Origin of the sequence: Ramlibacter ginsenosidimutans (assembly GCF_016654015.1) — a bacterium.
Lineage (GTDB): Bacteria > Pseudomonadota > Gammaproteobacteria > Burkholderiales > Burkholderiaceae_C > Ramlibacter > Ramlibacter ginsenosidimutans.
The window spans coordinates 650435-674259 of record NZ_JAEPWM010000001.1; the positions used below are offsets into that span (position 1 = coordinate 650435).

28 protein-coding genes are annotated in these 23825 nt (G+C 68.6%); 7 read left to right on the forward strand and 21 right to left on the reverse strand.

The window, feature by feature from the left end; genetic code table 11:
* Window positions 1–18: 18 nt before the first annotated feature.
* A complete protein-coding gene (gene ftsY, locus JJB11_RS03180) occupies window positions 19–1125 on the forward strand; it encodes a signal recognition particle-docking protein FtsY (protein WP_201166446.1) in 1107 nt (368 codons plus the stop codon).
* A gap of 124 nt (window positions 1126–1249) precedes the next feature.
* On the opposite strand, the gene cutA is transcribed toward ftsY, so the two are convergent.
* On the reverse strand, window positions 1250–1612 hold the full coding sequence (gene cutA / locus JJB11_RS03185) for a divalent-cation tolerance protein CutA (RefSeq protein WP_201166447.1): 363 nt from the start codon (window positions 1610–1612) through the stop codon (window positions 1250–1252).
* Between the two features lie 56 nt (window positions 1613–1668).
* Between cutA and JJB11_RS03190 the strand changes: the two genes are divergently transcribed.
* The 3 genes from JJB11_RS03190 (at window position 1669) to JJB11_RS03200 (ending at window position 5055) form a co-directional block, all read left to right on the forward strand.
* Entirely contained in the window at window positions 1669–2118 is a 450-nt protein-coding gene (locus tag JJB11_RS03190; RefSeq protein ID WP_201167022.1) for an Mpo1 family 2-hydroxy fatty acid dioxygenase, read from the forward strand.
* 133 nt (window positions 2119–2251) lie between these two features.
* Complete coding sequence (rpoH, locus tag JJB11_RS03195) at window positions 2252–3187, forward strand: RNA polymerase sigma factor RpoH (protein WP_201166448.1); 936 nt, start codon at window positions 2252–2254, stop codon at window positions 3185–3187.
* A gap of 125 nt (window positions 3188–3312) precedes the next feature.
* On the forward strand, window positions 3313–5055 hold the full coding sequence (locus JJB11_RS03200) for a sensor domain-containing diguanylate cyclase (RefSeq protein WP_201166449.1): 1743 nt from the start codon (window positions 3313–3315) through the stop codon (window positions 5053–5055).
* 25 nt (window positions 5056–5080) lie between these two features.
* Here the strand turns inward: JJB11_RS03200 and JJB11_RS03205 are convergent, their stop codons facing one another.
* From JJB11_RS03205 to JJB11_RS03230, 6 genes are all read right to left on the reverse strand, one after another.
* Window positions 5081–5983 (reverse strand): DNA alkylation repair protein, encoded by a 903-nt coding sequence (locus JJB11_RS03205; protein ID WP_201964571.1) that lies wholly within the window; start codon window positions 5981–5983, stop codon window positions 5081–5083.
* A gap of 124 nt (window positions 5984–6107) precedes the next feature.
* Entirely contained in the window at window positions 6108–6695 is a 588-nt protein-coding gene (locus JJB11_RS03210; RefSeq protein ID WP_201166450.1) for an SCO family protein, read from the reverse strand.
* A 1-nt stretch (window position 6696) separates the two neighbouring features.
* Entirely contained in the window at window positions 6697–7569 is an 873-nt protein-coding gene (gene cyoE / locus JJB11_RS03215) for a heme o synthase (RefSeq protein ID WP_201167026.1), read from the reverse strand.
* Window positions 7570–7631: 62 nt separating this feature from the next.
* Complete coding sequence (locus JJB11_RS03220; RefSeq protein ID WP_201166451.1) at window positions 7632–8789, reverse strand: COX15/CtaA family protein; 1158 nt, start codon at window positions 8787–8789, stop codon at window positions 7632–7634.
* Window positions 8790–8793: 4 nt separating this feature from the next.
* Window positions 8794–9516: an SCO family protein gene (locus tag JJB11_RS03225; RefSeq protein WP_201166452.1), complete on the reverse strand. Its 723-nt coding sequence runs from the start codon at window positions 9514–9516 to the stop codon at window positions 8794–8796.
* Entirely contained in the window at window positions 9467–10183 is a 717-nt protein-coding gene (locus JJB11_RS03230) for an SURF1 family cytochrome oxidase biogenesis protein (RefSeq protein WP_201964574.1), read from the reverse strand. The genes JJB11_RS03225 and JJB11_RS03230 overlap by 50 nt, the downstream gene beginning before the upstream one ends.
* Before the next feature lie 30 nt (window positions 10184–10213).
* Here JJB11_RS03230 and JJB11_RS03235 point away from each other — a divergent pair, with 30 nt between their 5' ends.
* Window positions 10214–10432, forward strand: a complete 219-nt coding sequence (locus tag JJB11_RS03235) for a twin transmembrane helix small protein (protein ID WP_201167027.1) — start codon at window positions 10214–10216, stop codon at window positions 10430–10432.
* Window positions 10433–10504: 72 nt separating this feature from the next.
* On the opposite strand, the gene JJB11_RS03240 is transcribed toward JJB11_RS03235, so the two are convergent.
* The 8 genes from JJB11_RS03240 to JJB11_RS03270 all read right to left on the reverse strand — a co-directional run bounded on the left by JJB11_RS03240 (window position 10505) and on the right by JJB11_RS03270 (window position 16820).
* The gene (locus JJB11_RS03240; protein WP_201166453.1) at window positions 10505–11383 is read right to left on the reverse strand and encodes a cytochrome c oxidase subunit 3; all 879 of its coding nucleotides are present in this window, start codon (window positions 11381–11383) and stop codon (window positions 10505–10507) included.
* Window positions 11384–11403: 20 nt separating this feature from the next.
* Window positions 11404–11583 (reverse strand): DUF2970 domain-containing protein, encoded by a 180-nt coding sequence (locus JJB11_RS03245; protein ID WP_201166454.1) that lies wholly within the window; start codon window positions 11581–11583, stop codon window positions 11404–11406.
* 94 nt (window positions 11584–11677) lie between these two features.
* Complete coding sequence (locus tag JJB11_RS03250) at window positions 11678–12268, reverse strand: cytochrome c oxidase assembly protein (protein WP_201166455.1); 591 nt, start codon at window positions 12266–12268, stop codon at window positions 11678–11680.
* A gap of 4 nt (window positions 12269–12272) precedes the next feature.
* Window positions 12273–12386 (reverse strand): cytochrome oxidase small assembly protein, encoded by a 114-nt coding sequence (locus JJB11_RS25895; protein WP_340643129.1) that lies wholly within the window; start codon window positions 12384–12386, stop codon window positions 12273–12275.
* 18 nt (window positions 12387–12404) lie between these two features.
* A complete protein-coding gene (gene ctaD / locus JJB11_RS03255; protein ID WP_201166456.1) occupies window positions 12405–14093 on the reverse strand; it encodes a cytochrome c oxidase subunit I in 1689 nt (562 codons plus the stop codon).
* A gap of 31 nt (window positions 14094–14124) precedes the next feature.
* Window positions 14125–15288, reverse strand: a complete 1164-nt coding sequence (coxB, locus tag JJB11_RS03260) for a cytochrome c oxidase subunit II (RefSeq protein WP_201166457.1) — start codon at window positions 15286–15288, stop codon at window positions 14125–14127.
* Window positions 15289–15341: 53 nt separating this feature from the next.
* A complete protein-coding gene (locus tag JJB11_RS03265; RefSeq protein WP_201166458.1) occupies window positions 15342–15818 on the reverse strand; it encodes a DUF2244 domain-containing protein in 477 nt (158 codons plus the stop codon).
* 111 nt (window positions 15819–15929) lie between these two features.
* A complete protein-coding gene (locus tag JJB11_RS03270; protein ID WP_201166459.1) occupies window positions 15930–16820 on the reverse strand; it encodes a class I SAM-dependent methyltransferase in 891 nt (296 codons plus the stop codon).
* 29 nt (window positions 16821–16849) lie between these two features.
* Between JJB11_RS03270 and JJB11_RS03275 the strand changes: the two genes are divergently transcribed.
* On the forward strand, window positions 16850–17557 hold the full coding sequence (locus JJB11_RS03275) for a ComF family protein (protein ID WP_201166460.1): 708 nt from the start codon (window positions 16850–16852) through the stop codon (window positions 17555–17557).
* Window positions 17558–17577: 20 nt separating this feature from the next.
* Window positions 17578–18051 (forward strand): tRNA (uridine(34)/cytosine(34)/5-carboxymethylaminomethyluridine(34)-2'-O)-methyltransferase TrmL, encoded by a 474-nt coding sequence (gene trmL, locus JJB11_RS03280; RefSeq protein WP_201166461.1) that lies wholly within the window; start codon window positions 17578–17580, stop codon window positions 18049–18051.
* Between the two features lie 737 nt (window positions 18052–18788).
* On the opposite strand, the gene JJB11_RS03285 is transcribed toward trmL, so the two are convergent.
* The 6 genes from JJB11_RS03285 to JJB11_RS03310 all read right to left on the reverse strand — a co-directional run bounded on the left by JJB11_RS03285 (window position 18789) and on the right by JJB11_RS03310 (window position 23825).
* Window positions 18789–19244 (reverse strand): MaoC family dehydratase, encoded by a 456-nt coding sequence (locus JJB11_RS03285; RefSeq protein WP_201166462.1) that lies wholly within the window; start codon window positions 19242–19244, stop codon window positions 18789–18791.
* A gap of 100 nt (window positions 19245–19344) precedes the next feature.
* Complete coding sequence (locus JJB11_RS03290; protein WP_201166463.1) at window positions 19345–19962, reverse strand: ParA family protein; 618 nt, start codon at window positions 19960–19962, stop codon at window positions 19345–19347.
* A 114-nt stretch (window positions 19963–20076) separates the two neighbouring features.
* The gene (locus JJB11_RS03295) at window positions 20077–20619 is read right to left on the reverse strand and encodes an NADPH-dependent FMN reductase (RefSeq protein WP_201166464.1); all 543 of its coding nucleotides are present in this window, start codon (window positions 20617–20619) and stop codon (window positions 20077–20079) included.
* A 44-nt stretch (window positions 20620–20663) separates the two neighbouring features.
* Window positions 20664–21281 (reverse strand): nuclear transport factor 2 family protein, encoded by a 618-nt coding sequence (locus JJB11_RS03300; RefSeq protein WP_201166465.1) that lies wholly within the window; start codon window positions 21279–21281, stop codon window positions 20664–20666.
* An 89-nt stretch (window positions 21282–21370) separates the two neighbouring features.
* On the reverse strand, window positions 21371–22084 hold the full coding sequence (locus tag JJB11_RS03305; protein ID WP_201166466.1) for an ABC transporter ATP-binding protein: 714 nt from the start codon (window positions 22082–22084) through the stop codon (window positions 21371–21373).
* A complete protein-coding gene (locus JJB11_RS03310) occupies window positions 22077–23825 on the reverse strand; it encodes a branched-chain amino acid ABC transporter ATP-binding protein/permease (protein WP_201166467.1) in 1749 nt (582 codons plus the stop codon). The genes JJB11_RS03305 and JJB11_RS03310 overlap by 8 nt, the downstream gene beginning before the upstream one ends.

The following is a 23825-nucleotide window of genomic DNA, read 5'->3' on the forward strand; positions in this document are numbered from 1 at the left end:
GATTGTAGAAACCCCCTCATGTTCAGCTTCTTTCGGAAAAAGCCGCCGGCCACGCCGGCTCCGGCGCCCGCCAGCACCCCCGCGCCGCCGCCTGTGGCGGCACCCGTGGCCGCGCCGGTGGCGCCTCCTCCGCGTGCGACCAGCACGCCGGCGGCGGGCGGCGGACTGATCGGCAGCGCCCTGGTCGCGCCGCTGGAGATCCCGGTCCCAGCGGAAGTGCCGGTCGAGCGGCAGAGCTGGATGCAGAAGCTGAGCGCCGGACTGCGCAAGACGGGCTCCAGCATCTCCCAGGTCTTCACCGGTGCGCAGATCGACGACGCGCTCTACGAGGAGCTGGAATCGGCGCTGCTGCTGGCCGACACGGGCGTCGCCGCGACCCAGTACCTGCTCGACGAGGTGAAGCGCAAGGTCGCATCCAGCGGCGCCACGCGGCCCGTGCAGGCCAAGAACATCCTGGTGGATGCGCTCACCCAGCTGCTGCGGCCGCTGGAGAAGCCGCTCACCATCGGCGAGCACGTGCCCACCGTGATCATGGTCGCCGGGGTCAATGGCGCCGGCAAGACGACCTCCATCGGCAAGCTCACCAAGCACCTGGCCGACGACGGCGAAACGGTGCTGCTCGCCGCGGCCGACACCTTCCGCGCGGCCGCGAAGGAGCAGCTCGCTGTCTGGGCCGACCGCAACAAGGTGGAGATCGTGAGCCAGGAAGGCGGCGATCCCGCGGCGGTGAGCTTCGACGCGGTGAGCGCGGGCAAGGCCCGCAAGAAGGACGTGGTGATCGTGGACACGGCGGGCCGCCTGCCCACGCAGCTGCACCTGATGGAGGAACTGCGCAAGATCCGGCGCGTGGTGAACAAGGCGGACGCGAGCGCACCGCACGAGGTGCTGCTGGTGATCGACGGCAACACGGGCCAGAACGCGCTGGCGCAGGTCAAGGCATTCGACGCCGCCCTGCAGCTCACCGGCCTGATCGTGACCAAGCTCGATGGCACTGCCAAGGGCGGCGTGCTCGCGGCCATCGCGCAGGAGAAGCCGGTGCCGGTCTATTTCATCGGCGTCGGCGAGAAGCTCGAGGACCTGGAGACCTTCAGCGCGCGCGAGTTCGCGCTGGCGCTGCTGTCGTAGGGGCGAAGCTGGGGTTCGCTGGCGCTCACCGCCAGCCTACATCCAGCGCGTTCGTGCGGTGACGCGGTGCCGCGCTCGTGCGTTCCTGTAGGCTGGCGGTGAGGCCGCAGGCCGAACCCCAGCATCACACCGGATCCGGCTCCCCGCCGGCCGCCGGCGCCCTCACCTCGGCCCGCACCCACGCCAGGTACTCCGCGCTCGCCCGCATCGACGTGCACAGGAACTGCGGCACCTCGTACGGGTGCTTCTCCAGGAACAGCTCGCCCAGCGCCGCCTCGCAGGCCGGCAGCGTCTTGATCGTGAGCCGCACCTCCGCGTCCTCGCAGTCCTTGCCCTGCCAGCGGTAGAAAGACGTCAGGCCCTCTTCCACCTGCACGCACGCGGCGAGCCGCCGCTCCAGGATCGCCCGGGCGAGGCGCTCGGCGTCGGCCCGCGAGCCGACGGTCGTCGTGATGGCCAGAATGTCGCGATCTTGACGGTCTTCCATGGGCGCGCCCTCCCAGAATGGGAGTATTGTCCGCCCAGGAGCACCGCATGCCCACGATGACCGGTTCCGCCACGTCGCCCCTGCGCAAGGTGGACTCGCTGCTCGCGCATTACGAGGAAAGCCACCGCGACCCGCGCAACGAGCGAATCCACTTCGTGGCCATTCCGCTGATCATGCTGAGCCTGCTGGGCCTGCTGCATGCCATCCACCCGTGGCTGCCGTATGCGCTGGTCCTCGCCAGCCTCGTTTACTACGCGCGGCTCTCGGCGGTGTTCCTGGTGACCATGGCGGCGCTCTCCGCGCTGGCTCTGGCGCTGGTCCAGGCGATGGGAGAGTACGTGCTCACCATCTCGGCAACCCTGTTCGTGGGCGCCTGGATTGCCCAGTTCATCGGTCACCGGTACGAAGGAAAGAAGCCCAGCTTCTTCGAGGACTTGCAATACCTGTGGGTCGGACCCATCTTTGTCGTGAGCAAGCTGTTCCTTAAGCTCGGGATCCGCTGGTAGCGGTCGCGTTCCGGGGCAGCGTCCCTGGCAGGCTCCGACTACGGCCAGTTGGCCTGCCTGCCTACGGAACCCTTCCCTTAGCACTCTGTCTAACGGAGTGCTAATATTTTTACAAGAGAAGGAGATTTCCGGTATGTCCTCAACTGTTGGAACCTCGGGCACCACGGCGCTGGCGGTGACCAGCCCCTGGGCTGTCGTTCCGTCGCTGGGCAACCTGGACGCATACATCTCGGCGGTTAACCGGTTGCCGATGCTGACTGCGGAGGAAGAATACGAGTACGCGAAGAAATTCCGGGAGCACGATGACCTGGAAGCCGCGGGCAAGCTGGTGCTGTCGCACCTGCGCCTGGTGGTATCCGTTTCGCGGAAGTACCTGGGCTACGGCCTGCCCCACGGCGACCTGATCCAGGAAGGCAACATCGGCCTGATGAAGGCCGTGAAGCGCTTCGACCCCGAGCAGGGTGTCCGGCTGGTCAGCTACGCACTGCACTGGATCCGCGCGGAGATCCACGAGTACATTCTCAAGAACTGGCGCATGGTCAAGGTCGCCACGACCAAGGCGCAGCGCAAGCTGTTCTTCAACCTGCGCTCCATGAAGCAGAGCTTCAAGGACGACGCGGATGCGGAGACGCACCGCGACACCCTGACCGAGGCGCAGATCGACGTCATGGCGCGCGAGCTGAACGTCAAGCGCGAGGAAGTGATGGAGATGGAGACCCGCATGTCCGGCGGCGACGTGGTCCTGGACCCGGGCCCGGCCGATGACGGCGAGGAGTCGTACGGTCCCATCGCCTACCTCGCAGACGCGACGCACGAGCCGACCGCGGAACTCGAGAGCCGCGAGCGCGACGCGATGGCCAGCGAAGGCATCGCCGATGCGCTGGAGCAGCTCGACCCGCGCAGCCGCCGCATCGTGGAAGAGCGCTGGCTGAAGGTGAACGACGACGGCTCCGGCGGCATGACGCTGCACGAGCTCGCGTCCGAGTACGGCGTGTCCGCGGAACGCATCCGCCAGATCGAAGTGGCGGCCATGAAGAAGATGAGGAAAGCGCTCGCGTCGTACGCCTGATCCCTGAGCGCATTCCTGAAGAAGCCCGGCCTGCCGGGCTTTTTTTGTTGTATCGGCGCCCTGCGCGACGGAATTCACGCCAGCGGCAGTGGCAGGTCAACCGTGGGCCTGCAACAATTCCCTGCATGAGCAGGAGTGCACTGGGCGTCTTGTGCGCCATTCTGTTGTGGTGCGCCTCCTGCTGGAGCGCAACCAGCGCTTCCGCGCCGACGGACTTCGTCCCTCCCGCGCAACCGCGCACGCTCGCGCTCGGGGGCGACGCCCCGTGGGCCTCGCTGAACGGCAACGCGGTCTACTGGTTCGATCGGACCGGCGCCGCGACCATCGCGACGGTCGAGGCTGGCAGTTCCACCCTGCCCTGGAAGGTCCGGGTGCGCGATCGGCACGATCGCCTACATGGCGGCGCGCTGTGGCTCGCGTTCGACGCCACCGCGCCCGCCGCCGAACACTGGTACCTGGAAGTCGGCGCGTCCTTCTACGACCGGGTGCAGATGTACTACCGCGACCGCAACGGCAACTGGGTCGTGCAGGAGTCGGGGACGATCCATTCCGTGTCCGACTGGGCCGTGCCTGGGCGGCTGCCGACCTTCGCGCTCGCCATCGGCGATCCGCGGCCGGTGCGCTACTGGCTGCGCGTGGAGGACGACCGGGCGGAGTTCTCCGCGCCGACCATCCTGCTGCGGGAGGAGGCGCTGCAGACCAGCCGCGAGAGGGAGCAGTTCCTGTTCGGCGCCTACTTCGGCCTGTTCGCGCTGGTCACGATCGCGGCGCTGGGCAACGGACTGGTGTACCGCGACCGCGGCTTCCTCGCTTTCTCGCTCTACACCTTGCTGCTGGGCGGCGGCCAACTCGCGCGTGCAGGCATTGCAGCACAGCACCTGTGGCCCAACGGCCCGGTGCTGAACGGGTTGGCGCTCGCCCTGTGGCCCGGCGCGGCCACGGCCGCAGCGCTCTGGTTCGTGAAGGTGATCACCGAGCCCGTGCGCCTGTCCCGGGCGCTGGACCTGGGCGTCTGGGCCCTCATCGCCGCCGTGCTCGCGGCCGTGGCGCTGGACATCGTGATCGGCACTCGCACCAGCATGACCCTGGTGCTGGGGCTCACCGCACTGTCGCTGCTGGCCATCACCAGCATGATCGCGTGGGGCTGGATCGACGGACATGACGCGGAGATGCGGCTGATCGCCATCGGCTTCGTCCCCGTGCTCGTCATGGCGCTGTTTCCGCTGGCGCGCGTCCTCGGCCTGGTGCCGAGCAGCACCTTGACGCGCTACGGCCTGTTCTTCGCGTCGGTCGTCGAAGTGCCCATCCTCTTCTACGCCATGCACCGCCGGCTGATGGCCCGGCGCGAGGCGGAACTGCGCGCCGGCGCGCTGTCGCGCACCGACCCGCTCACGGGCCTGCCGCACCGCCAGGGCCTGGTGGAACGCCTCAACTCGAGCCTCGCGCACGCGCGCGGGCAGAAGCAATCCTGCGCGCTGCTCGGCGTGCGCATCTCGAACCTCGAGGCCGTCGCGGAGGAGTTCGGCAAGGACGCGGCCGACAAGGCGCTGGTCGTGGCGGCCTCGCACCTGCGCCGCACGAGCGTGGACTTCGACATGGCCGCACGCGTCGGCGAGCGCGAGTTCGCGGTGCTGATGGAGGCCCCGGTGCTGCCCGAAGCGGTGAGCTCGCGGGCGCAGCAGGTGGTGGCCAGCGGCTTGCGCCAGGTCGAGGCGCTGCCGCAGGCACTCACGCTCAAGTTCCACGTGACCGCGGCGATCGTCCCCGTGCCGCAGCTCGATGCCGAGGCCACGCTGCAATGGGTCATGGACGGACTCGACCAGATGACGCAGGACGCGAAGAAGCTGATCCGCAACCTGAACTTCTGAGACGCCCGCGGCAGCGTCCGATGCGTCAGGAGGCCAGGCTGCGCTGCGCCCGCTTCAGGATGTACTGCGTGGCCGGCGCCGGGCGCCCGCGGCCCCAGCGCGTGCATACATCAACCACCCATTCCGGCTGCGTCTTCGCCGCGTCGTTGAGCCAGTTCGCCACCGAGTTCTGCACGTAGCGGCTGTCGTCCGCGCGCAGCGGCTCGAGCAGCGGCAAGCCGCGCCAGGGCTCGCGCTTGAGCGTCTCGATCTGCGCGCACCAGACGCCGCGCGGGCGCGTCGCTTCGCTGGCGAACCGGCGGATGTTGGCGTCCGGGTGCGTCGCCCACGGCTGCAGCAGGCGCACGGCCTCGTCCACGTCGCCGGCGATCTCGTCGCGCACGGCCATCCACGCGAGCTCGCGCACGCCGAAGTGCGGGTCGGCCGCGAAGCGCCACGCGCTCGCGAGCTTCTGCGCCAGCGGCAGGCTGCTGAAGGAAATCCACTGCGCCGCCCAGCAGCGCGCAACGTCGCTCGGGTGGCTGGCCAGCGCGTGTGCCACCGCATCGCGATCCGCACGCGGCGCGGCGAGGTCGTAGAGCGCGCGGGCGACATGCGCATGGCGCTTGACCGGGGGGAACGCGGACAGCATCGCCAGCGTGTCCTGCAGGCGTTCGCTCTGCGGGTCCAATCCGATGTCGCGCGCGACGCAGCGGGTGAGCACGCCCAGGTCGAGGGCCAGGAACTCGTTGAGGTTGACGGTGGGAATCCGGCCCGTGTTCAGGGCCTGCAGCACCTCGGGCGGGATCAGGGCGATGCGCGCTGCGCCCTTGCGTCCGAGCAGGTGCTGGACCACCTCAGAAGCTGTGAATGAATTGATCGCGCCCACGACGGCGAGCCTCAGGGCGCAGGCGTAGGCGCGGCCCGCCGTCCAGGCTGGCCTGGACACGGGCGCAACGCCCGCATGCGCCCTGAGGCGTGCTGGCCCGAAGGGCGAGCCTGGCCGCGAGCGTCGATGAACCCCCTGTCGTCGAGAAGGCTCGCGTGGGTGTGAGCAATTCGTTCACAGCTTCTCAGGCCTGTTGCAGCAGGAGCTTCAGGTCGTCGGCCAAGGCCTGCGCGCCGCTGCCGTAGCGGCTGTACAGGCGCAGGCGGCCCTGCGGGTCGTAGATGTAGCAGGCCGCCGTGTGCTCCATGAAGTAGCTGCCCGGCTCCTTGCCGTCCACCCGCTTGTAGTACACCTTGAAGTCGCGCGCGGTCGCCTCCGTCTGCGCCGCGCTGCCGCGCAGCGCCACCATGTCGGGACCGAAGTTCGCGACGTAGGCCTTCAGCAGCTCGGGCTTGTCGCGCTCCGGATCGACCGTGATGAACACGCCCTCGACCTTGCTGCCCAGGGGGCCGAGCAGCCTCTTCGCCTCCGCGATCTCGGTCAGCGTGGTCGGGCACACATCGGGGCACTGCGTGTAGCCGAAGAACACGACCACCGCCTTGCCCGGGAAGTCCTTCAGGCTGCGCATGCGGCCGTCGGTGTCCGGCAGCGAGAAATCCTTCGCGTAGTCCGCGCCGGTGATGTCCACCGCCTTGAACTGCGGCTTGCCCTGGGGCGCGCAGGCCGCCAGGGCGGCGCTGGCGAGTGTGAGGAGGACGGTGCGTCGCTGCATGTCAGGTGATGAGGTAGTGATCGACGAGCAGCGCGGCGAACAGCACGCTCAGGTGGATCAGCGAGAACCGGAAGGTCTTGCGCGCGAGTGCATCGGAGTACGAGCGCCACAGCCGGAAGCCGTGCCAGGCGAACCCGGCGCTCAGGACGACCGCGGCGGCCAGGTAGATCCAGGAGCTCATGCCGTAGGCGAAGGGCATCAGGCAGGCTGCGAACAGCACGATCGTGTACAGCAGGATCTGCAGGCGCGTGAACTCGTTGCCGTGCGTCACCGGCAGCATCGGCAGTCCCGACTTGCGATAGTCCTCCACGCGGTACAGCGCCAGCGCCCAGAAGTGCGGCGGCGTCCACAGGAAGATGATCAGGAACAGGATCAGCGCCTCGGGCCCGACGTCCCCGCGCAGCGCGGCCCAGCCCAGCACCGGCGGCATGGCGCCGGACGCGCCGCCGATGACGATGTTCTGCGGCGTCAGCGGCTTGAGGATGACGGTGTAGATCACCGCGTAGCCGATGAAGGTGCCCAGCGTCAGCCACATCGTGAGCGGGTTCACCCACACGTAGAGCAGCCACGAGCCCAGCGCGCACAGCGCCGCCGAGAACAGCAGCGTCTGCCAGTCGCTCAGCTCGCCCTTGGCGGTCGGGCGCCACGCGGTGCGCCGCATCTTCGCGTCGATGCCCTTCTCCACCAGGCAGTTGAAGGCTGCGGCGGCGCCGGCCACCAGCCAGATGCCGAAGCAGGCGATCACGGCGATGCGCACATCGTCCCAGCTCGGGATGCCGGGCACGGCGAGCACCATGCCGATCAGCGCGCAGAACACGATCAGCTGGATGACGCGCGGCTTCATGAGCGCGTAGAACTGGCGCACGACGTTCATGTTCAGCGCGCCACCCTGCGCAGCGTGCGCGGCAGGGTTCGGTTTCGCGGCGGTGCGGCGGTTCACTGCGCGACCCTCCGCACTTCGTGCGCATGCATCGCCGGCTGTGGCTGCACGGCCGCGGCGCGGCTCTCGCGCAGCGCCCAGGTGAGCGCGACCACGAGCGCCGCCGCGCCGCCGGTGTGAGAGACCGCGGCCACGAGGGGCCAGTCCAGCACCACGTTCGACAGGCCGGTCGCGAACTGCCACAGCGCCAGTGCCGCGACGATGCGGCTCGTCGCGTGCAGCGCCGTGCCGCGCAGGCGCCAGGCCAGCACGCCCAGCACGACGAACAACGCATAAGCCACCAGCCGGTGCGTGTAGTGGATGGCCGTCAGCGCGGGGAAGGCGATCAGGTCGCCCGCGCCCGTGTGGCCCAGCCCCCGCCACAGCTCGAAGCCTTGCGAAAAGTACATCGTCGGCCACCAGCTGCCCTGGCATTGCGGGAAGGTGCTGCACGCGAGCACCGCATAGTTGGTGCTGACCCAGCCGCCCAGCGCGACCTGCAGCCAGAGCAGCGCATATGCGCCCACCAGCCACCGGCGCGCTGGCGCGGGAATTTCCGCCGGCCCGGCGCCGCGCTGCGCCTGCCGGTAGGCCACCGCCTGCATCGCGAGCAGCGCCAGCAGCACGAGGCCGCCCAGCAGGTGCATCGTGACGATTGCCGGGAACAGCTTCATCGTGACGGTGAGCGCACCGAAGGCGCCCTGCAGGCAGATCCATGCCAGCGTCAGCGCGGGCCAGCGCGGTTGCACGGGCACGCCCCGCTTGCGCTGCAGCCACGTCGCGAGCGTGAGCGTGGCGATCAGCACGCCCACGCCGGTCGCCAGGTAACGGTGGACCATCTCGACCCAGGCCTTGCCCTGCGTCACGGGCCCGTTGGGCATGCGCGTCTCCTCCGTGCGGATCTCATGGACGGCGCCGACCGGACTCGCGTTGCCGTAACAGCCCGGCCAGTCGGGGCAGCCCAGGCCGGAATCGGTGAGGCGCGTGAAGGCGCCGAACAGCACGAGGTCGAAGGTGAGGAACAGCGTCAGGACCGTGAGCGCGCCGAGCCGCTGGCCGGTGGCGGCCTGCTGGTGCCGCAGCCAGATCCAGGCGAGCGGGCCCGATGCGACCGCGATGCCCAGCAGCGCGACGCGCAGCGCGGGCGCGAGGTCATACAGCGAAGCGTGGTCCATCGCTTCAGGAACCCGGGCGCCCGGGCTGGTCCCAGCCGGCGGACGCCCGCATCAGGCGCTCGAGGTCCTTGCGGATCTTAGCGGCGGATGCCACGTCGTCACCCCGCGGGAAGCGCATCATCCAGTGGCCCATGGGGTCCACCATGTAGAGGTGATTCGCGAGCTGGCCGCCGTGCGGGGGCGCCAGCCATTGCGCGAGCTGCGCCGGGTCCACGCGCAGCACGATGGCGTCATGCAGCGCCGCCTTCAGCTGCGGGCGCACCGGCGCATCGTCGGTCACGAGCCAGACCCAGTCGATGCGGTCCTTGTCCTTGCCCAGGCCTTCGCGCAACTGGCGCTGCAGGTACAGGTGGCGTTCGCACTGCGCGTCGCAGGCGCCACCCGCCACGCTCACCAGCAGCCACTGGCCTTCCAGCGAAGGCAGTGCCACCGACTTGCCGTCGAGGGTGGTCCCGCGGATCGAAGGAATCGGACGCTGCGGCTCGATCAGCTCGCCGTAGCTGTTGTGGGCGGCAGGCCGCAGCACGTAGTACGCGAGGTAGGACGCGACCACGGGTGCAGCGCACATCACCGCGACCAGCAGCATCTTCCAGCGCCCGGTGCGCGTGCGCTGCTCGTCGGCCACGGCGGCCTCCTGCGGCAGCGGCAGCGAATACACCGTGAGCCCGAGGGGCTGGTCAAGCACGCCGGACTTGGCGGCGGGGGACGACGAGTTGGAACCAGACATAGAGGATGGCGATGAGCCCGGCCATGGCCCACCACTGGAAGGCGTAGCCGTAATTTCTCTCGGCGCCGCTGCCGGCCTCGGGCCATTGCCGCAGCAGCCCCTCGGAGGGCGCGCCGGTCTGCTGCACCGACAGCGCCAGCAAGGGTAGCCCCGTTTCCAGCCGGAACGCGCCCAGGTCCAGATTCTGCCGGATCGGGCCCGTCTCTTCCGTGGTGAAGGCGTATAGCTTGGCGGGGGGCGGGGCCAAGAGGCCGTGCACCTCCACCGTGCCGGTGGGGGTCTGGATGGCGGGCAGGCTGGTGCGCGCCTCGAAGTTGCGCTGCACCCACCCGCGCTGCACCAGCACGACGGCCTGGCTGCCGGCGATGCGCAGCGGCGTCACCACGTAGAAGCCGGGGACCGCGTTCATCTGGCGGTTGTCGAGGTAGATCGTGCGATCCGGCAGCCATTCGCCGGTGAGGACCACCGGCCGGTTCACCAGCCGCGTATCGCCGCCGGGCACCGCCAGCAGTTCCCTGGCGCCGACCGTGGCGGAATGCGCCTGCGCTTCGATCGCCTGGCGCACCGCGGTGCGCTGGTGGCCGCGCTCCCACTGCCAGAAGCCCAGGCTGGCGGTGAGCAGGATGCCTGCGAGCGCGGCGATGGCGATCAGGAGACGCTTGGACACGGCGTCTTTCGGGCGCAGATAATGGGCGACATGAAGTATTTCGTCATCCTGGCTTTCCTCGCGATCATCGCCAGCCTGGGCTCGGCGCTCTTCTTCATGATGCGCGACGGCCAGGACGGCCGGCCCAAGACCAACAACATGGCCCGCGCGCTGGCGTTCCGCGTCGGCTTCTCGGTCCTGCTGTTCGTGTGCATCCTGGTGGCCTGGAAACTGGGATACATCCAGCCGACGGGAATTCCGCTGAGGTAACAAAAAACAAGGGCCGCGCGAGCGGCCCTTCTGTTCGCCGGGGCCGCTGGAGCGGCCACGACGGTGACCGGCTCAGAGCCAGTACACCAGCGTGTACAGGAACAGCCAGACCACGTCCACGAAGTGCCAGTACCAGGCCGCGCCTTCGAAGCCGAAGTGGCGCTCGGGCGTGAAGTGGCCGCGCATCAGGCGGATGGTGATGAAGAACAGCATCAGCATGCCGACGATCACGTGGAAGCCGTGGAAGCCGGTCAGCATGAAGAAGGTCGAGCCGTAGGCGCCCGAGCTGAGCTTCAGGTTCAGCTCGTGGTAGGCGTGGAAGTACTCGTAGCCCTGCACGCAGACGAAGCTGAAGCCCAGCAGCACCGTCGCCCACATCCACAGCACGGTCATGCCGCGGTGGTTGGCGCGCAGCGCGTGGTGGGCGATGGTCAGGGTGACGCCCGACGACAGCAGCAGGGCGGTGTTGATCGTCGGCAGCCAGAACGGCGTCATCGTCTGGAAGGGCTCGATGATGTTCGCCGGCGAAGCGGTGGCGCCGGGCGCGATGCTCGGCCACACCGCCTTGAAGCCGGGCCACAGCACGGCGTTGTCGACGCTGCCCAGCGCGGGGACCGAATGCGAGCGCATCCACCACAGCGCGGTGAAGAACGCGCCGAAGAACATCACCTCCGAGAAGATGAACCAGCTCATGCTCCAGCGGAAGGAGATGTCGATCTTGCGGCCGTACAGGCCGCCTTCGCTCTCGCGGATCGAGTCGCGGAACCACTGGAACAGCACCCAGAACAGCCACAGGAAGCCGAACAGGACGAGCGCGCGACCCCACGTCACGCCGTTGATCCAGTTGGCCGCGCCAAAGATGATGGCCAGCAGGCCGAAGGCCGCGAACGCCGGGTGGCGTGACGGCTGGGGCACGTAGTAGTTGGGCGTCCCCTGTGCGCTCGAGCTCATTTGCACTCCTATACCTATACCTAGTTCTGCACGACCCAGTGGACCACGGCGATCAGTCCTGCCACGAACAGCGCGACGACGACCAGCGCCACCGCGATGATGTGGAAGGGATTGGCCTTGCCCAGGTCCTCCTCGTATTCGCTCTTCTTGCGGATGCCGATGAACGACCACAGCACGGTTTTCACCGTACGGAGGTTCAAGCAGCCTCCCCCAGGCTAGTCCGCTTCGCGGCCTTCGCCTCCCCCCTCCGCAAGCGGAGGGGGCTCGCGCCTTCGGGCGGCCGGGCGGCGCGGCTCATCCGACCGTCCCCTTCCCCACCGGCGCCGCAGCCTGCGGCGCGGCCGGCGTCTTGCTGCCCACCTCGAAGAAGGTGTACGACAGCGTGATCGTCGTCACGTCCTTCGGCAGCTTGGGATCGATCACGAACACCACCGGCCACTGCTTCTTCTCGCCCGGCGCGAGCGTGTACTGGTTGAAGCAGAAGCACTCGATCTTGTTAAAGTGCGCGGCCGCCTGGCGCGGCGCATAGCTCGGGATCGCCTGCGCCGACATCGTGCGGTCCTGCACGTTCTGGAACTCGTACATCACCGTCGTCAGTTCGCCGGGATGCACCTTCAGCTGGTTCGTCGCGGGCTTAAACGTCCAGGGCCCGTGCGCGTTCGCATCGAACTCCACGGTGATGCTGCGGCTCGTGTCCACCTGGCTGTTGCCGCGGGCCGTGGAGCCGCCCGGCACTTCCTTCTCGCCGAGCGCGAGGATGTTGATGCCGGTGATTTCGCAGATGTGCCGGTACAGCGGAATCATCGCGTAGCCGAAGCTGAACATGCCGGCCGCCACGACGGCCAGCTTGAGCAGCATCTTGCGGTTGTGCGATGCGCGCGCCACGGCTTCAGTGTCCCAGCCAGACCATCTTGGCGATGAAGCCGAGGAAGAACACGGCGGCGATCGACGCCAGGATCAGCGCCAGCCGCAGGTTCTTCCGCTTCTGTTCGTCGTTCGCCACGGACAGGCTCCGTTCCACTCAGTGGCCCGGCTGCACGCGCGCGTCCAGGATGCGCGTCGCGGTCGGGTCCAGCCGCGGGGGCACTTCGAAGGTATGGAAGGGCGCCGGCGACGGCACTTCCCATTCCAGGCCTTCGGCGCCCTTGCCGTCGGCATCGTTCCAGGGACGCTGGGCAGCGGGCTCACCCCGGCCGCGCAGCATCGGCAGCACCACCCAGAAGAAGAAGTACACCTGCGACAGGCCGAACCAGAAGGCGCCGATCGAAGCGACCGCGTTGAAGTCCGCGAACTGCATCGGATAGTCGGCATAGCGGCGGGGCATGCCGGCCAGCCCGAGGAAGTGCATCGGGAAGAAGGCCACGTTGAACGAGATCAGCGAGCTCCAGAAATGGATCTTGCCGCGCGTCTCGTTGTACATCACGCCGGTCCACTTGGGCGACCAGTAGTAGAAGCCGGCGAACATCGCGAACAGCGAGCCGGCCACCAGCACGTAGTGGAAGTGCGCCACCACGTAATACGTGTCCTGCAGCAGCAGGTCGATCGGCGCCATCGCCAGGATCAGTCCGGTGAAGCCACCGATCGTGAACACGAAGATGAAGCCCACGGCGAACAGCATCGGCGTCTCGAAGGTCATCGAGCCCTGCCACATCGTCGCGATCCAGTTGAAGATCTTCACGGCCGTCGGCACCGCGATCAGCATGGTCGCGTACATGAAGAACAGCTGGCCCGTGACCGGCATGCCGGTGGTGAACATGTGGTGCGCCCACACGATGAAGGACAGGATGGCGATGGAGCTGGTCGCGTACACCATGGAGGCGTAGCCGAACAGGCGCTTGCGCGCGAAGGCGGGCACGACCTGGCTGACGATGCCGAAGGCCGGCAGGATCATGATGTAGACCTCGGGGTGGCCGAAGAACCAGAAGATGTGCTGGTACATCACCGGGTCGCCGCCGCCGGCGGGGTTGAAGAAGGTCGTGCCGAAGTGGCGGTCGGTCAGCGTCATCGTGATGGCGCCGGCCAGCACGGGCATCACGGCGATCAGCAGGTAGGCGGTGATCAGCCAGGTCCAGCAGAACATCGGCATCTTCATCAGCGTCATGCCGGGGGCGCGCATGTTGAGGATGGTCACGATGATGTTGATCGAGCCCATGATCGAGCTCGCGCCCATGATGTGCATCGCGAAGATGCCGGCGTCCATCGACGGGCCCATCTGCAGCGTCAGCGGCGCATAGAGCGTCCAGCCCGCGGCGGGGGCGCCGCCCGGCATGAAGAAGGAGCCCACCAGCATCAGCGCGGCCGGGATCAGCAGCCAAAAGCTGAAGTTGTTCATGCGCGCGAACGCCATGTCCGGCGCGCCGATCTGCAGCGGCACCATCCAGTTCGCGAAGCCCACGAAGGCCGGCATGATCGCGCCGAACACCATGATCAGGCCGTGCATGGTGGTGAGCTGGTTGAACAGCTCGGGGTTGAACAGCTGCAGGCCCGGCTCGAACAGCTCGGCGCGGATGCCCATGGCCAGCAGGCCGCCGATCATGAGCATCGTGAAGGAGAACAGCAGGTACAGCGTGCCGATGTCCTTGTGGTTGGTCGCGTAGACCCAGCGCCGCCAGCCCGTGGGGGCGTGGTCGTGGTGGTCATCACCGTGGCCGTGCGAACCAGAATGGTCGCCTGCGGCTCCGTGGCCGTGGGGGTCGAGAACTGCGCTCATGGATGGTTACCTCTATTCCTCTGCCCGATGATCACTTGCCGCGCTGCGCCAGCACTTCCGCGGGCTGCACGATCTGGCCGGTGTGGTTGCTCCAGTGGTTCTTCGTGAAGCTGATGACGGCGGCGATGTCGGTGTCGCTCAGGGTGCCCTTCCACGACGGCATCGCGTTGCGGCCGTTGAGGACGACGTGGATCTGCTTGGTCTTGTCCGGATCGTTGACGATAGGCGAGCCGTCCAGCGGCAGGATCGGGCCGGCGCCCTTGCCGTTCGGCTGGTGGCAGGCCTGGCAGTTGGCCGTGTAGACCTTCTCGCCGCGCGCCTCGAGGTCAGGCAGCGTCCAGACCTTGGACGGGTCATCCGCCTTGGCGGCCATGATCTTCTTCTGGTCGGCGGTCCACTTGGTGAAGTCGTCCTGGCTCACGACCTTCACGTGGATGGGCATGTACGCGTGCTCCTTGCCGCACAGCTCGTAGCACTGGCCGTAGAAGTCGCCCACCTTCTCGCTGCGGAACCAGGTGTCGCGCACGAAGCCGGGGATCGCGTCCTGCTTCACGCCGAAGGCCGGCACGCCCCAGGAGTGGATCACGTCGTTGGCCGTCGTGATGATGCGGATCTTCTTGTTGACCGGCACCACCAGCGGGTTGTCGACTTCCAGCAGGTAGTTGTTCGGGACGTCGGGGCCGCGGGCGCCCTCGTTGGAAATCTCGCGGTGCGCCGGCAGCAGCGTCGACACGAAGCTCACGCCTTGCGGGTCGCCGTTGAGGTAGTCATAGCCCCACTTCCACTGGTAGCCGGTGGCCTTGATGGTGAGGTCGGCGTTGGACGTGTCCTTGGAAGCGACCAGCACCTTGGTGGCGGGCAGCGCCATGCCGATCACGATGAGGAAGGGGATGATGGTCCAGATCACTTCCACCGTCACCGACTCGTGGAAGTTGGCCGGCTTGTGGCCCACGGACTTGCGGTGCTTCCAGATGGAATAGAACATCACCGAGAACACGGCGATGAAGATCACGAGGCAGGTGACCAGCATGAACCAGTGCAGCCAGGACTGCTCCGCCGCGATGCGGGTGGCTGCCGAGGTGAGGTTCAGCTGCCGGACGCCGGGGCCGCCGGGCAGGTCCTGCACGGCGTGGGCCGTGCCGGCCAGTGCGCCCGCCAACGAAAGCAGCGCCGCGATCTTCGAAAAACTCTTCATCGTTTTCAGCCTCAAGCCTTCTATAAACCTGTCCCGCGCCGGCTCCACGGCGCTCACGCCTCGCGCAGCGCGCGGCGGAGTTCCCGCGCCAGCAGCGGCCGCAGTTCCGGCCGCACGTAGCGCCCCACGCTCACCCTCCGGCCCTGCCCCGAGACCTCGATCAGCGATCGGTCGTCTCCCGCCGGCTCCACGCGCACCCAGTCGCGATGGAATTCGGCCCGCTCCAGGCGCCCGCCGTTCTCCAGTTCCACCACCAGCCGCCGCCCGGAGAGCAGGATGTGCTCACGGTCGGCCGCATGCCGCGCGTACGCCAGGAAGGCAATCCCCACGGCCGCGAGCTCGAGCCAGGCGAACGGGAGGACCAGCACTGCCCCGTGCAGCCAGAACACGCTGCCGATTCCCAGGGTCACCACGCACAGCGAGGCATACAGCCAGCCCAACTGGGCCGGCGTCACCGAGCAGTTGCGCCCCAGGAACCAGTGAATGGCCTGGCCCTGGACGGTGGCGAAGCGGAATACGAAGTCCGACACGGGCGACGCACGTAAATCAACCGCGGATTGTAGCGGCCCCAGCCGTGCCACTTTCCGGGGCTTGGACCCTTGACGTTGCGCAAGCGAACCTGCGGGCGGCACTGGCCGCACCTATTTCCGGCCGCCGCGCAGCATGCTGCGCATGTCGGCGACGGAAACGGCGGTCTGTTCGCCCACCTTGGCCCGCGGCGTCGGCTTGAGCGCGTGCCCGTACACGATCTCGAAGCTGAGGGCCAGCTGGCCATCGGGCCCGGTGCGCAGATGCGTGTCCAGAGCTCGCAGCAGCGTCTCTTTCCAGCCCGCCCCGCGCAGGGCCGGGAAGCGCGCCGGATGCAGGTTCGCGCCGAGTTCGCGCAGTTCGGCGAGCAGACGCTCGGGCGTGGCGAACGAGAGGGCGATCCGCTCCATGTCCATGACGGGCTCCGCGAAGCCGGTGTGCACGAGCATGTCGCCCCAGTCGTGCATGTCCGTGAACTCGTGCGTCGGGGGCGGCCAGCCCAGTTCGGCGTACAGGGTGCGCAGCTCGCGCACGGTGTCCGGCCCGAGGCAGGAAAACATCAGGAAGCCGTCGACCGCCAGGCTCTGGTGCCACTGCTGCATGAGCGCCTGCGGGTCGGCAACCATGTGCAGGTGCATGTTGGACCAGAGCATCTGCACGCCGCCTTCGGGCAGCGGTCCGAAGTCCGGCTGGTCGCCCCGGGTGAGGCGCTTCCACCACGAACCCGCGAGGCACTCCTGGGCGACGGCTTCGAGGCGTGGCTGCGGTTCGACCACGTGCACGCGCGCTTGCGGATACCGGCGCACGATGCGCGCATGCGCCGCGAGCCCGCCGCGCACGGCCTCCCAGTCCGCCCAATCAGGGGGAGCGCGCTTGATCCACTCCAGCCGCTCCTCCATGCGCCGGCCCACTTCCTCGTGCAGCCACGGCGACGCCGCCGGCGCGGCCTGCGCCCAGCGGGCAGCAGCGACGGGATCGATGGTGGGCGGACGTTCAGAGGCCATGGGCAGGGCTGCGAAGTATATTGTTGAGGATGGCCGACGCCTGGCTTGCGCGCTGGATGAACGATCTTCCGAGCCGATGCGCGGTGTGCGGCGCATGGCCCGCGCGCCCGGTCTGCGAGCGCTGCGTGCAGCACTTCGGCCAGCCGCGCCACCGGTGCCGCTCGTGCGCCCTGCCCCTGCCGGACGGCGTCGATGTGTGCGGCGCCTGCGTGCGCGAGCCGCCGCCACTGGATGCCTGCTACGCAGCCGTGTCGTATTCCTACCCGTGGTCGACCTTGCTCGCCCGCTTCAAGTTCAGCGGCGAGCCGGGCTGGGCCCGGGTGCTGGCCGAGCGCATGCAGGCCGTGCCGGGCGTGCGCGAGGAGATCGCCCGCGCCGATTGGGTGCTGCCCCTGCCGCTGGCGCCGGGCCGGCTCGCCGAACGCGGATTCAACCAGGCGCTGCTGCTGGCGCGCGCCCTCGCCCGCGCGAAGGCCGATTCCGGATTGCTGCTGCGCCTGCGCGAGACCGGCTCGCAGACCGCACTCGACCGCAAGCAGCGCCGCGCGAACGTGCGGGATGCGTTCGGCGTCGAGCCGTTGCGCGCCGACGCCTTGCGTGGGAAGGCCGTGCTGCTGGTCGACGACGTCATGACCAGTGGAGCGTCGCTGCATGCGGCCGCCGAGGTCGTGCGGTACGCCGGCGCGCACCGGGTGGCCGCGGTCGTGCTCGCCCGCACGGAACAGGACTTCGCGTAGCGCGCAGCGAGAATGCCGGGATGTTCCACATCGTCCTGGTCCACCCGGAGATTCCGCCCAACACCGGCAACGTCATCCGGCTGGCCGCCAACACGGGCTGCGCGCTGCACCTGATCGAGCCGCTGGGCTTCTCGATGGAGGACAGGCAGTTGCGCCGGGCCGGGCTGGACTACCACGAGTACGCGCAAGTGCAGCGCCACGCCGACTGGGACGCCTTCCTGCGCAATGCGGCGCCGGCGCGCGAGCGCCTGTTCGCGCTCAGCACGCGAGGCGCGCGCTCCGTGCATGAGGTCGCGTTCGCACCCGGCGACTGGCTGGTGTTCGGATCCGAGACGAGTGGGCTGCCGACGCCACTGCTGGAGAGCTTCGCCGCCGAACAGCGCTTGCGCCTGCCGATGCGCGCCGGCCAGCGCAGCCTCAACCTCTCCAACGCGGTCGCGGTCACCGTGTTCGAAGCCTGGCGCCAGCAGAACTTCGCCGGCGCCGGCTCGTGAGCACGGACAGCCAGCGACACACGCAAACTTTGGTTGCACCCCGCTCAGTTTGAAAGGCCGGGCAGAGTCCTGCATCTGCGTCTAACCGGCCCGCGAGGGCAGGCCAGGCAACCCAGACTCCTTTCCTTAGCCCGCTTCGTGCGGGCTTCTTTTTGGGATCTTCGCGGGTTCGGGGAGTGTTCTTGGTGCGTTCCCTGGCCAGACGGGGCACAGTGTTGCGGCCAGCCCGTAGGCTGGTGGTGAGCCGCAGGCGAACCCCAGCTCGCTGCGCTACGCTGGAACGCTGGGGTTCGCGGTGCTCACCGCCAGCCTACGAGTACGGAAGGGCCGGGAGTCGTCCCCGCAGGGGCCCGACTGCTCATCGTCGCGGCAGGCGGCGTGCGGTGCAGGCCCGCATCAGGGGCATCGCCTGGAAGCCGGTCCGGGCGGCGGAGCGCGGCTCGAGAGCGCAGCGTCGAGCCGCGCGTACGTTTCATGCTGACGCGGCACTTGTCCGAGCAGAGAGTTTGACCGCGCGCGGGCAAACTCTCTGCGAGTTGTGCCGCGCGACGCCGCCCGGACCGGCTTCCAGGGGAGTCGGCGCGCGCAGCCGCCGACCGATGCCCAGCGGGCCTGCACCGCACGCCGCCTGCCGCGACGCCCCCGCACTCCGGAGAGTCAACGAGTTCGTGCCCTCGCGCATCGGCAAGCACCAATTTCCTCGCGCGTGGCGCGCACCCGTAACCGGATACAGCGCCTCAGGCGTAGCGGCGGGTGAGCGATTCGGCGATGCACACCGGCTTGTCGCTGCCTTCCCGTTCCACGGTGACGCTCCAGGTCATCTGGTAGCCGTTGTCGGGGATGGGCTCGCAGGCGAGCAGGCTCATGCGCGCCCGCAAGCGGCTGCCCACCGGCACCGGCGCCGTGAAGCGGACCCGGTTCAGGCCGTAGTTCACGCCCATGCGGGTATCGAGCACTTCCAGCGCGGATTCGAAGAACTTCGGCAGCAGCGACAGGGTGAGGAAGCCGTGCGCGATTGGTGCGCCGAACGGGCCTCGCTGCGCGCGCTCGACATCGACATGGATCCACTGGTGGTCCCCGGTCGCTTCGGCGAACAGGTTCACCTGCTGCTGCGTGACGGTGATCCAGTCGCTGACCGCGACCTCCTGGCCCACAAGCGCCGCCAGGTCCGCGAGTTTCTCGAAGGTTCTCATGCCGCGCAATGTAGCGCGGCGGGCGCTGCGCCGGCGTCGCTCAGTGGACTACCCTCCACGCTGCGCGTTGTGGGATTCGCCTTGGCAGCGGCGCGACGGCTCAGGCGTCCAGCCAGCGCTGGATGCCCTGCCACTGCTCCAGGTCGCGCTCGACCTTCGTGGGCGCGAGGTCCGACAGCGTCAGTCCGCGCGCGGCCAGGTACACGTAGTTCTGCGTGGGACGCAGGAAGCCCAGCACCGGCAGGCCGAGCGCGTGCGTGAACTCCTGGAGCTTGTCCGCGGCGATGGTGCGCTGGTCCACGCGCGTGCCGACGATGCCCACCTGCATGCGGCCGGCCTTGCGGTGCTGGGCCAGTTCGTCCAGGAAGGCGCGGGTCGCGTACATGTCGAAGATGCTGGGCGACAGCGGCACCACCACCTTGTCGGCGGTGCGCAGGACTTCTTCCATCCACTTGCCGTGCAGGCCGGCCGGGGTGTCCAGCACGACGTGCGTCGTGCCCTTGGGCGGCTTGGCGATCTGGCCCTTGCTCAGCTCCCAGCTTGCGATGGGCCGCGCCTCCGCGGGGCGCAGCCGCAGCCACAGCAGCGAGGACTGCTGGCGGTCCGCATCGCCCAGCATGACCTGGTGGCCCTGGCTGGCGAAATAGCCAGCGATGTTGGTGGCGACCGTCGTCTTGCCCACCCCGCCCTTCGGATTCGCAACCACCACGACCGGCATGTCGGTGCTCCTGTGCGCGGCACTCGCCGCCCTGGCCTATTGTTACAGGCCACGGATGAGTCGGCAAACCGGACGTGCAGGGGCCGTGCCGCCGGCCCCCGGAGCGGCACTCGCTCAGCCGACGCGCTTCTTCAGGGTCTGGATGGACACGAGCAGGTCGCCGACGAACTTGGCGGTCGCTTCGTCGGTGAGGTTGCCTGCGGCATCGAACTTGCCGGCGCAGTTGGAGATGAACACCTCCGGCTTGTTGACGGTGAAGGCATTCATGAACACCAGCACCTTGCGCAGGTCGTATTGGACGCGGGCCGTGCCCACCGGGCCCGGGCTCGCGCCCATGATGCCGACCACCTTGCCGTCGAAGGGCGGCTCCGGCGGACGGGACATCCAGTCGAGCGTGTTCTTCAGCACGCCGGGGATCGAGAAGTTGTATTCCGGCGTGACCAGCAGCACCGCATCCGCAGCACGGATCTGCGCCTTCAGCGCCGCGACCTCGGGCGGCTCGCCAGCGGCGCGCACGTCATCGTTGTACAGGGGGATGCGGCTGATGTCCGCGATCTCGATGGTCATGCCCTGCGGCGCCAGTTTCTGCGCCGCCCGCAAGGCCATGGAGTTGTAGGAGCCCTTGCGCAGGCTGCCGGAGATGCCGAGAACTTTCATGTCGATCTTCTGGGTGGTCTTGGAAGGAGGGGCATCATCGCCGATCAGCGCTCCAGCGCTGCACCGGCGAGCCAGCGTTCGCCGCGCCGGTACAACTCCTGCACGACGGGCCCCTTCAGCATCGGCATGTCCATCTTGACCCGGTAGCCGATGCGCGTCTGGATGTAGGCGAGGTGGCGATAGCCCTCGGGCATGCTCGCGAGCAACTGGTCATCGAGCTTCAGCTGCGCGCTCGGGTCCACCGGATCGAGGCGGTCCTTCTCGTAGATCGGCTGGCGGTGCAGCACCTTCCACGCGCCTTCGTGCCGGGTGACGAAGTCGTAGAAGCGGCCGGTGCACACCACGTCGCACAGCACGGGGCCGTCCACGCCTTCCACCATGCCGCGCTGCGAGATGGTCATCTTGGTCTGCGCGATGGCGCGGTCGCCGCGCACCTCGATGGCGGAGCCGCCCAGGAAGTGCAGGATGCTCACGCCCTTGTCCCAGCCCTCCTGCGTGACGCGGATGAAATCGCGAAACGGGCCCTGGAACCAGGTCGCCATCATCACGCCGTCGGGATGCCACACGGTGGCGAAGCGCTCCCAGTCGCCGGCATCGCGCCACACGGCCCAGCGTTCCACCAGCTCGCGGATCAGGAGCTTGTCCTTCAGTTCGTTGTCCATGCGTGTCCTCGCTTCGACGGAACTCTAACCGCGGGCCAGGTGGGCAGGAATCCGGGCCGGGGCAAATGAGTTTTCCGCGCGCTGCAAGACTAGTGCGTCTCCAGCCCGAGGTACGCCTTGCGGATCTCGGGCCGGTCCATCAGCTCGCTCGCGAGCCCTTCGGCCACGATGCGCCCCTCTTCCATCACATAGGCGCGGCGGGCGATCTCCATCGCCATGACCACGTTCTGTTCGACCAGCAGCACGGAGGTTCCGCCTGCGTTGATGTCGCGGATGGCCTGGAACATGGCCAGCACCACTGCGGGCGCGAGCCCCAGCGACGGTTCGTCCAGCAGCAGCAGGCGCGGCAGGCTCATGAGCGCGCGGCCGATCGCCACCATCTGCTGCTGGCCGCCGGACAGCGCGCCCGCCGGTGCGTCCAGCTTCTGCTCCAGGGCCGGAAAGAGCGCGAGCACCCGCTGCAGCGACGCGGCGCGGCTGCGGCGCGCACGCGGCAGGTAGCTGCCCAGCTCCAGGTTGTCGCGCACGCTCATCCCGGTGAACAGCCGTCGCCCCTCCGGCACGATGGCCACTCCGGCGGCGCAGAAGCGATGGCCCGGCAGGCGCGTGATGTCCTCGCCGGCCAGGCGCAACTGCCCGGCCCGTGCGCGGTGCATGCCGGCGATGACGTTGATCAGCGTGCTCTTGCCCGCGCCATTGGGCCCGACCACGCACACCAGCTCGCCGTCGCCGACCGTGAGCGAGATGTCCCACAGCGCCGGCGCCGCGCCATAGGCCGCCTGCAGTTGCGCGACTTCAAGCATGGGCCGCCTTGCCCAGGTAGGCGCTCACGACCTGCGCATCGCGCATCACCTCGTTGGCCTGGCCCTGCGCGATCAGCTTGCCGTGGTGCAGGACGACGATGCGGTCGGTGAGCGCCATCACGGCGCGCATGACGTGTTCGACGAACACGATGGTGGCGCCCTGGTCGCGGATGCGGCGGATCAGCTCGATGGCTTCCTCGATCTCGCCGGGCGTGAGGCCCGAGAGCACTTCGTCCAGCAACACGAGGCGCGGCCGCGCAGCCAGCGCCCGCGCGAGCTCCAGGAACTTGCGCTGGTGCAGGTTCAGGTCTTCGGGCAGCGCCTGCGCGCGCGCCTGCAGGCCGGTGAACTCCAGCCACTTCCACGCTTCGCGCTGCGCCGCCTTCTCGTCCAGGCGGGCGCAGCCGAACATCGCCACCAGGGACACGTTCTGCAGCACCGTCATGTGCGCGAACGGCCGCGGGATCTGGTAGGTGCGCGCGATGCCCGCGTGCGCCATGCGGTGCGCCGGCACGCCCGTGAGGTCCTGGCCGTCGAACACGATGCGCCCCGCGCTCAGCGGGTAATGCCCGCTCACCACGTTGATGAAGGTGGACTTGCCCGAGCCGTTCGGCCCCAGCAGGCCCAGGATCTCGCCTTGCCGCACCTGCACGTCCACGCCATCGAGCGCCTGCACGCCGCTGAAGGCTTTCGAGAGCCCGCGCACTTCCAGCAGCGGCGCGGCGGTCGGATGCGGTCGCACGGCAGCGATGGCCGGCGCGTGCGGTGCGGGTTGCGCCGGCGCGGCCGCGGCTGCAGCGCGCGCACGCGCGGCCCGCCGCTTCAGGTACTGCCCCAGGATGCCTTCGGGCAGGAACAGGATCACCAGCACGAGGATCACGCCCACTGCCGCGCGGCCGGCGATGGCATGGTCGCCCGCGGTGAAGAAGTACAGCAGCCCGGTGATCGCCGTGGCGCCGATCGCGGGGCCGAGCCAGTGGCGCGTGCCGCCCAGCACGCTCATGAGCACCACGGTCAGCGGCACGGTGATGTTGAAGGTCTCGCCCGAGGTGACGTAGGAGACGAACAGCGCCTGGATGCCGCCGGCCAGTCCCGCGAGCGCGCAGGACAGCGCGAAGGCGGCGAGCTTGTAGCGGAAGGTCGGCACGCCCATGACCTCGGCCACGTCCTCGTCGTCGTGGATGGCAAACAGTCCCGTGCCGAGACGGGACACCTGCACCCGCCAGGCGACCAGCAGGCTTGCCACCGCGACGCCCAGCATCATGAGGAACAGGGAGGACGACGGCGAGGGGCCGAGCTGCGGCACCGCCACCGAGTTCAGGTAGATGCCGGGGCCGCCGTCGATGGGCGTGTTGAGGATGATGGTCGCGACGACGAAGGTGACCGCCAGCGTGAGCAGCGCGAACAGTTCGCCGCGCACCGCCTTCACGCGGAACACCACGAAGCCGATGGCCAGCCCCAGCAAGGCGGGCACCAGTGCGGCGAACGGCAGCGTGGCGAGCAAGGGCCAGTCCAGCTTGCCTGCGAGCACCGCCGTCGTGTACATGCCGACGCCGTAGAACGCGCCGTGCCCGAAGGAGAAGTAGCCCGAGTAGCCGGACAGGATGTTCCACGAGACCGCCAGCACGATCCAGTGGCACACCAGGTACAGGATGGATTCGTAGAACGCGGGAACGTGCAGCCAGGGCACGAGGGCCAGCAGCACGCCCGCGCCGACGATGGACAGCACGCTGCGGTTCAT

Bases quoted from the DNA above. Each gene is read 5' to 3' on its own strand.
- JJB11_RS03310 (WP_201166467.1), bottom strand. From the start codon at position 23,825: ATGAACCGCAGCGTGCTGTCCATCGTCGGCGCGGGCGTGCTGCTGGCC.
- JJB11_RS03285 (WP_201166462.1), bottom strand. From the start codon at position 19,244: ATGAGAACCTTCGAGAAACTCGCGGACCTGGCGGCGCTTGTGGGCCAG.
- JJB11_RS03190 (WP_201167022.1), top strand. From the start codon at position 1,669: ATGACCGGTTCCGCCACGTCGCCCCTGCGCAAGGTGGACTCGCTGCTC.
- rpoH (WP_201166448.1), top strand. From the start codon at position 2,252: ATGTCCTCAACTGTTGGAACCTCGGGCACCACGGCGCTGGCGGTGACC.
- JJB11_RS03210 (WP_201166450.1), bottom strand. From the start codon at position 6,695: ATGCAGCGACGCACCGTCCTCCTCACACTCGCCAGCGCCGCCCTGGCG.
- cyoE (WP_201167026.1), bottom strand. From the start codon at position 7,569: ATGAACGTCGTGCGCCAGTTCTACGCGCTCATGAAGCCGCGCGTCATC.
- JJB11_RS03240 (WP_201166453.1), bottom strand. From the start codon at position 11,383: ATGAGCTCGAGCGCACAGGGGACGCCCAACTACTACGTGCCCCAGCCG.
- trmL (WP_201166461.1), top strand. From the start codon at position 17,578: ATGTTCCACATCGTCCTGGTCCACCCGGAGATTCCGCCCAACACCGGC.
- JJB11_RS03290 (WP_201166463.1), bottom strand. From the start codon at position 19,962: ATGCCGGTCGTGGTGGTTGCGAATCCGAAGGGCGGGGTGGGCAAGACG.
- coxB (WP_201166457.1), bottom strand. From the start codon at position 15,288: ATGAAGAGTTTTTCGAAGATCGCGGCGCTGCTTTCGTTGGCGGGCGCA.
- JJB11_RS03300 (WP_201166465.1), bottom strand. From the start codon at position 21,281: ATGGACAACGAACTGAAGGACAAGCTCCTGATCCGCGAGCTGGTGGAA.
- ctaD (WP_201166456.1), bottom strand. From the start codon at position 14,093: ATGAGCGCAGTTCTCGACCCCCACGGCCACGGAGCCGCAGGCGACCAT.
- JJB11_RS03270 (WP_201166459.1), bottom strand. From the start codon at position 16,820: ATGGCCTCTGAACGTCCGCCCACCATCGATCCCGTCGCTGCTGCCCGC.
- JJB11_RS03295 (WP_201166464.1), bottom strand. From the start codon at position 20,619: ATGAAAGTTCTCGGCATCTCCGGCAGCCTGCGCAAGGGCTCCTACAAC.
- cutA (WP_201166447.1), bottom strand. From the start codon at position 1,612: ATGGAAGACCGTCAAGATCGCGACATTCTGGCCATCACGACGACCGTC.
- JJB11_RS03235 (WP_201167027.1), top strand. From the start codon at position 10,214: ATGAAGTATTTCGTCATCCTGGCTTTCCTCGCGATCATCGCCAGCCTG.
- ftsY (WP_201166446.1), top strand. From the start codon at position 19: ATGTTCAGCTTCTTTCGGAAAAAGCCGCCGGCCACGCCGGCTCCGGCG.
- JJB11_RS03305 (WP_201166466.1), bottom strand. From the start codon at position 22,084: ATGCTTGAAGTCGCGCAACTGCAGGCGGCCTATGGCGCGGCGCCGGCG.
- JJB11_RS03225 (WP_201166452.1), bottom strand. From the start codon at position 9,516: ATGTCTGGTTCCAACTCGTCGTCCCCCGCCGCCAAGTCCGGCGTGCTT.
- JJB11_RS03220 (WP_201166451.1), bottom strand. From the start codon at position 8,789: ATGGACCACGCTTCGCTGTATGACCTCGCGCCCGCGCTGCGCGTCGCG.
- JJB11_RS03275 (WP_201166460.1), top strand. From the start codon at position 16,850: ATGGCCGACGCCTGGCTTGCGCGCTGGATGAACGATCTTCCGAGCCGA.
- JJB11_RS03200 (WP_201166449.1), top strand. From the start codon at position 3,313: ATGAGCAGGAGTGCACTGGGCGTCTTGTGCGCCATTCTGTTGTGGTGC.